This window comes from Bombilactobacillus bombi, assembly GCF_013607485.1.
Taxonomy (GTDB): domain Bacteria; phylum Bacillota; class Bacilli; order Lactobacillales; family Lactobacillaceae; genus Bombilactobacillus; species Bombilactobacillus bombi_A.
Map to the genome: position 1 here is coordinate 179,675 of NZ_SCHP01000001.1, position 6,854 is coordinate 186,528.

Consider the following 6,854-nt stretch of genomic DNA (forward strand, 5'->3'; position numbering starts at 1 on the left):
ATAAAAAAAGTTGAGACAATATCGTCTCAACTCTTTTTTTTGTTTGGTTTATGTGTTTACCATGCACTTTGGGCTATTGTTTCTTGGTGAATAACCGCCAGCCCGTAAGGACAGTAGCAATTAAACAAATCAAAGCAGAAATCGTGAATACTACATGCATTCCGTAAATGAAAACTTCTGGATGTTTTGGTAAATAAGTAGCAACGTGTGAACCATAGTTATGACTCATAGCAGCAAATAAAATGGTGGTTGCACTCGAAATACCAATGACCATGCCGAGGTTTCTAGATAGCGAATTAATACTGCCAGCAATCCCCAAATCTTTAGTCTGAACAGAACTCATAACTAAAGAATTATTAGGAGAACTGAAAATACCATTACCTAGCCCCATTAGCGCAACGCTAATCACAAATAGCCCCATCGAAGTGTTCAGATCACACAAAACATAACCAATTTGACTAAGTAAAATAAATATCAATCCCAAAAAAGTAATTAATTTGGGTCCAATTTTATCCGAGGCACTGCCAGCTAAGGGTGCGGCAATGACTTGAATAATTGGGAAAATCATCAAAATATAACCAGTTTGTTTGGGAGTTAAGTGTCGAGCATTTTCCAAATAAAATGGAGTAACAACATTAAAGAAGAAATTAGTTATAAAGATTAATAACGCACATAATAAACTTAAGGAAAAATTAGCATTTTTAAAAAGGTCAAAAGACAATAAAGGATGCTTATTTTGCCGTTCAGTACTAATGAATAGGCTGCCAGCAATAATAGCGATTATAAACATTCCCCAAACGCTAATTTGATTAAAGCCAATTTGCTGACCTACGAAGACACCACCAAATAAGGTTACCATTGTTAAAGCAAAACAAAAGCTGCCAATTTTATCCAAGGGTACTTGCGTAAAAGTAATATCTGGTGGAAATACCAAATAGCCGACAATAATAGCAATTAAACCAATCGGCACATTAATCCAAAAAATATAACTCCAGCTTAGTTTAGCTAATAGTAAGCCGCCAATACCCGGTCCTGCAATTGAGCCTAGCGCGACAAATGAACCGATCATGCCTAAGGCTTGACCGCGCTGGGTGCTAGGGAAGATTTCTGTAATAATACCATTATTAGTAGCCATAGTCATAGCGGCTCCAATAGCTTGAAGGCTGCGTGCACCTAGTAAGAAAGCTAAATTAATACGCCAGCCTGCCAATAAAGAACCCATCACAAAAAGCAGCGTGCCCCAGCGAAATATTTTAATTTTGCCTAGATGATCGCTGAGTTTACCAAAAAACAACAGTAAAGCACAAATAATAATTAAATATAAAGAAACTACCCATTCAGCTTGATTCATGGGAATGTGTAAATCATGGCTGATAACCGGCAAAGCAATATTCACAATACTGCCGTCCAGAGTAGACATAAAGGTAAATAAGCCAACCGCGCTGAGGATTAACCAGCGATGTTTTTGCACTTGAGCATCATTTTGATAGCTCGGAGTTGTTGTAGTCATTGACTCCATCTCCCTTGATTAATTAGGTTGAAACTTATTATACACACAATGGAAGTCAAAAAAAATACTTTTGTTAGGAAAATATTCGTAAAACTAATTATTTTTGATTGATCACTTGAATAAATTGTTCCCAAGCCTGCTGTCCAGCAGCTGTATCTTTGAAAACACCAGCATCTTCTAAAACCCGTGCAAAGATATGTCCTACTGATTCTTGGATAATAGTTTGGACATTAGCAGAATTAATTTGGTGATTTTGTAGTAATTGTTGAGCCCATGGTAAATGATAAGCAGCAATATGATTATCTTCTTGTAAAAGATAATGTTGGACTTCTTGGAGTTCGCTTTGTAAGCGAGCCGGTAAAATGGCTCGACCCATGACTTCAATCAGACCGATATTTTCCTTTTTGATATGTTGTACGTCTTGATGTGGATGAAAAATACCATCGGGATATTGTTTAGAAGTTTGATTATCCCGCAAAACTAAATCAATTGTCCATTGCTCATGTTGGCGATAAACAATCGGTGTAATTGTATGATGCGCTTGGCCTTCGCTAAAAGCGCGAATATCCACCGCTTCATCACTAAAATGCTGCCATGCCTGTAAAATTTCACTGCTGGCTTGAATTAATTCTGCTGGCTGTGATCCCCGCAAACGGATAACACTAAGCGGCCAGTTGACAATTCCTGCTTGTAGGTTTGGATGGTGATTTAGTTTAAAAGTATGTTTTATAGGTGCCTTCATCATTGGGAATTCATGACGTCCGCCTTGATAATGATCGTGACTTAAAACTGATCCTCCTACAATTGGCAAATCAGCATTACTGCCGACAAAATAATGCGGCAATAAGCGAATAATTTCAAAAAGATTATTAAAAGTGCTGCGATCAATGTGCATTGGACGCTGTGCTTGGGAAAGAAAAATACAATGCTCATTAAAATAAGCATAGGGAGAATACTGAAAACCCCAAGGTTCACCGCCTAATGTGAAGCGGATAATACGGTGGTTAGTGCGTGCAGGAAAATTAGCCCGTCCTAAATAGCCCTCGTTTTCCATGCTTAACTTATCGGCTGGATAACCAGTTTGTGGCTGTTTACGAGCAGCAGCAATGGCTTTGGGATCTTTTTCTGGCTTAGCCAAATTAATTGTAATTTCTAAATCACCATATTTAGTTGTAGTTTGGTAGCTGATATTTTTGGCATTATCAGCAACTTTAATGTAATTATTACGTTCACACAGTTGATAAAAATAATCTGTGGCGCTTTGAGGACTTAATTGATACTGATTCCAAAAAGTCTGGTTAACTAGGCTAGGACTAGGAGTATAAAGGTCAGTCAATTGGCAGGCTAAAATTTCGCGGCTTTGAGAATCAGCGGCAATTTTTTGATTCTGGACAGCACTTTCTACTAATTGCGCTACTATTTCTAGTAGGGGCATGGATGCTGTGGGTTGCGGCAAATTAGTTTCACCAACTAAAGCATAAATTTTATTAACTAAATAGGTTCGATCTAAGGGTTGAAATGTGGTTTTTTGAGCAATGATTTGTTCAGCAAATTCAGTAACTAAATTTTTTGTCATGATATCTTCTTTTCTAATGGATTTTTTGAGGACCGGCAACTATTTTTGCTGGATAAAAGTCAGCAGCATAACCAATCCGAGCTTGGTAATCTTGATTAACCGCCTGCATAAAGTTATCAGTCTGGTCTTGTGCCACTAAAGCTAAAGCACAACCGCCAAAACCAGCTCCGGTCATCCGGGCACCTAGAGCACCATGTTGCCAAGCACTATGAACTAAAGTGTCTAATTCAATTCCGGTTACTTCATAATCATATTCTAAAGAAATATGCGAAGCATTCATTAAATGACCAAAGGTTTGCAGCTGATTATTTTTCAGGGCTTGAACTGCTTGAATTGTCCGCTGGTTTTCAAAAACTGCATGGCGTGCACGCTTAATTAAAGTCTCATCGCCAATAGCGTAGGTTAACGTATCAAACTCATCTTTTGTTAAAGCGCCTAAAGTAGTAACGTCGCTAATTGTCTGCAGGCGTTTGAGGGCCTCTTCGCATTCTTGACGACGTTCATTATATTTGGAGTCAGCCAAGGTACGTTTTTTATTAGTGTTCATAATAATGATTTGGTACTGCTGTAAATGTACTGGGACCATTTCGTACTTTAAAGTGTTGGTATCTAACAAAATTGCTTGTTCCGCTTGGCCCATACCTACAGCGAATTGATCCATGATTCCTGATTGTACACCAATGAACTTGTTTTCTACTTCTTGGCCCATTTTGACTAAGGTTAACTGGTCTACTGGCTCTTGAAATTGGTCCGTCAAAATTTTGCCGAATAACATTTCAATAGAGGCAGAAGATGATAAGCCCCCGCCTGCAGGGATATTACCCTGAACTAAAATGTCAAAACCATGTAAGAATGGATGCTGATGTTCCTGCCAAAACTTAAACATTCCTTTAGGATAACTAGTCCAATCTTGAGCTACAAACTCTAGTTGATCGGCAGTAAATTCACTAATTCCGGCTTCAGGGAAGTTAACAGAGTAGAGGCGAATTGTTTGGTCGGTGCGTGGTTTTAAAGCTGCGTATGTACCCAAGCTAATGGCACAGGGGAAAACTCGACCACCATTATAGTCAGTGTGTTCTCCAATTAAGTTAATCCGTCCGGGAGCAAAATAAAAATCAGTCGGTTGTTGCTGATAAATTTCCGCAAATTGAGTGCTTAGACTCGAAATTGTAATTGCTGTTTGTGCCATGAAATGGTTCCTCCTTCATTAATAATTTAATTATAAACAACTTTCTTTTAAAGCCAATCGTTAACTAGCAATAATTTAGAAAAATTGCATTCCAAAGGGATGATAAAACAGAGCCAAATTTACAACTAGAAATAAAAAAGAAACTAGCCTTGAGACTAATTTCTTTTGGTATCTTTATTAAAAACATCTATTATTTTTGAGTTGCTAAACTCTTTTTAGTAGTTTTTTCATGCCAAGCAATTATTTTTTTAGTCAAAGCTTCTGCGACATTAAGATTTTTCAATAAGGGTCCGTGGGAATAACTGCCGATTACATTTTTGTACTGCATACCTTCTACACCATCATCAGGATTGTTACCATATCCCATAATCATTTTGCCAAAAGGCTGAAGTTTTTGGGAATCATCAAAAAAAGTTTGACCGCTATGATTTTCAAAGGCACGCACTTCCCCAAATTCAGTAGTATATTTAGTATCACCAATCATTCTTTTTTGGGGGTTAAAAACTGTATGCAAAGGCAAAAGGTCTAAGCATTCAATTGTTTGGCCACCGCTGGTTTGGTAGTAGCTGCCTAAAAATTGATATCCTCCGCAAATACATAACATTGGGCCGCCGGCTTCAATAAACTCCTGAATTGTAGTTCGATGGCGAATGATGTCTTTAGCAACGACTGATTGTTCAAAGTCTTGACCCCCTCCAAAAAAGAGAAAATCATAATCAAAGGCATTGAATTCATCACCAAGACTAATGTTGGTAATCGTACAGTCATATCCTTGTTGTTTTAACAGATAACGGATAATTTTGACATCACCACAATCGCCGTAAGTATTCATTAAATCTTCGTAGAGATAAGCAATTTTAATTGTTGTCATGATTAAGGTTTCCTCATTAATGGTTTACTAGCATTAATTAATAGTCTAAACTGTCTGTTAAGAAAAGTCTAGGGGAGTGATTTTATAGTGCAAGCAATTACGGAAACACAAATAAAAAAATTCCAAGCAGAATTTCGAAAGCAAAAAACGCATCAAGTAATTGCTAATGCGGTGCAGACTAATGGTATTAATCAAGCGGCTCAAAATCTTGCAGTACAATCGCAATTAGAACCCACGTTTTCAGTAGAAATCAAAACGGGTAAAGTGTCCAATCAAAAACAATCAGGTCGATGCTGGCTATTTGCCGCTTTAACGCTTTTAAGGACCCAATGTGCTGCAGAATATGGCCTTAAAGATTTTGAATTATCGCAAAACTATTTATCCTTTTATGATCGTTTAGAAAAAGCTAATTGGTTTTATCAACGCCTGGTTCAAACTGCGCATTTACCATTAACTGATCGAACCGTAGCCCAATTATTGGCTGATCCTGATGGTGACGGCGGACAATGGTCTTATGCAGTCAATTTAATTAAAAAATACGGAGTAGTTCCTAAGTCTGTAATGCCGGAAACTTACAATTCGGAACATACTCAAGAATTTTCAACGGTATTAAAAGCAAAATTACGCAAGGATGCAAAAGACATCAGAAACTTGGCTAAGCAAAATCCCGCCGTATCGACGCTCAATGATTTAATAACTGCTAAACTTGCGGAAGTGTATCGAATTTGTGTATATGCTTTTGGTCAACCGCCCCGCCATTTTGACTTAGAATTACGCAATGATCAGCAGCAGTTAATTCAAGAACGCGGGTTGACACCACAAGAATTTGCACAAAAATATTGTTCCTTTAATCTTGATGATTGGGTCGGTATTTTAAATGCTCCGCAAGATAATAAGGAATTAGGGCGCACTTATTGCTTAGAAAATACTAATATGGTAGGTGCTAAAACGGCTAAGGACTTGAATCTGCCAATTCAACGTTTAGAACAACTAGCAATTCAGCAATTGCAAGCTGGCCAGCCGGTGTGGTTTGGCAATGATGTTTTGGAACAATTAAATCGCCAAAAAGGGCTCTTAGCATCTGGCCTATATGATTATAATTCTTTGTTTGGAATCGATTTGGATTTAGACAAGGGATTGCGCCTCGATTACGGACAAGCGGCAATGTCTCATGCTATGGTCTTGACGGGAGTTGATTTAGATAAGCAAGGGCAGCCTTTAAAATGGAAAGTTGAAAATTCATGGGGTGACAAAATTGGGACCAAGGGATATTTTGTGATGAGTGTCCAATGGTTTAGAGATTACGTTTATGAAGTAATAATTAAAAAGTCCTATTTGAGTGAACAAGAACAGCAACAGTTTGCTCAAGATCCTCTAGTTTTGCCATCCTGGGATGCAATTAATTAAAGCTTTTTACTTTTTCTATATAAGAGGATTAATTATCTAAATTTTGGGATTTTAACTCTTTTATTCATAGTAATTTTAATAACGGTAATGCATCTAAAACAGCAATTCAGCCTAGATAAAAGAATCCTTATCCCAGCTAACACTTCAAGATTTAAGATTGAGTAGTTTAGTGGTGACGCGTGGTGCTAGTTAATAATTCTTGAATAAAAAAGCCTGAATAGGCTACACTTTAGTCATCTGCTACTAAAGAAGTGAAACCTATGTCAGACCAACTTAAGTGTAAACAATATTTATTACCTTT

5 protein-coding genes are annotated in these 6,854 nt (G+C 37.5%); 1 reads left to right on the forward strand and 4 read right to left on the reverse strand.

Annotated elements, in window-relative coordinates; all coding sequences use genetic code 11:
* Positions 1-73: 73 nt before the first annotated feature.
* The 4 genes from EQ827_RS00770 to EQ827_RS00785 form a co-directional block, all read right to left on the reverse strand.
* The gene (locus EQ827_RS00770; RefSeq protein ID WP_181189082.1) at positions 74-1,510 is read right to left on the reverse strand and encodes an MFS transporter; all 1,437 of its coding nucleotides are present in this window, start codon (positions 1,508-1,510) and stop codon (positions 74-76) included.
* Between the two features lie 97 nt (positions 1,511-1,607).
* A complete protein-coding gene (locus EQ827_RS00775) occupies positions 1,608-3,086 on the reverse strand; it encodes a UDP-glucose--hexose-1-phosphate uridylyltransferase (RefSeq protein WP_181189083.1) in 1,479 nt (492 codons plus the stop codon).
* Positions 3,087-3,099: 13 nt separating this feature from the next.
* Positions 3,100-4,260 (reverse strand): galactokinase, encoded by a 1,161-nt coding sequence (locus EQ827_RS00780; protein WP_373563502.1) that lies wholly within the window; start codon positions 4,258-4,260, stop codon positions 3,100-3,102.
* A gap of 205 nt (positions 4,261-4,465) precedes the next feature.
* On the reverse strand, positions 4,466-5,146 hold the full coding sequence (locus EQ827_RS00785; RefSeq protein WP_219912596.1) for a type 1 glutamine amidotransferase: 681 nt from the start codon (positions 5,144-5,146) through the stop codon (positions 4,466-4,468).
* Positions 5,147-5,233: 87 nt separating this feature from the next.
* Between EQ827_RS00785 and EQ827_RS00790 the strand changes: the two genes are divergently transcribed.
* Entirely contained in the window at positions 5,234-6,553 is a 1,320-nt protein-coding gene (locus EQ827_RS00790) for a C1 family peptidase (protein WP_309109315.1), read from the forward strand.
* Positions 6,554-6,854: the final 301 nt, after the last annotated feature.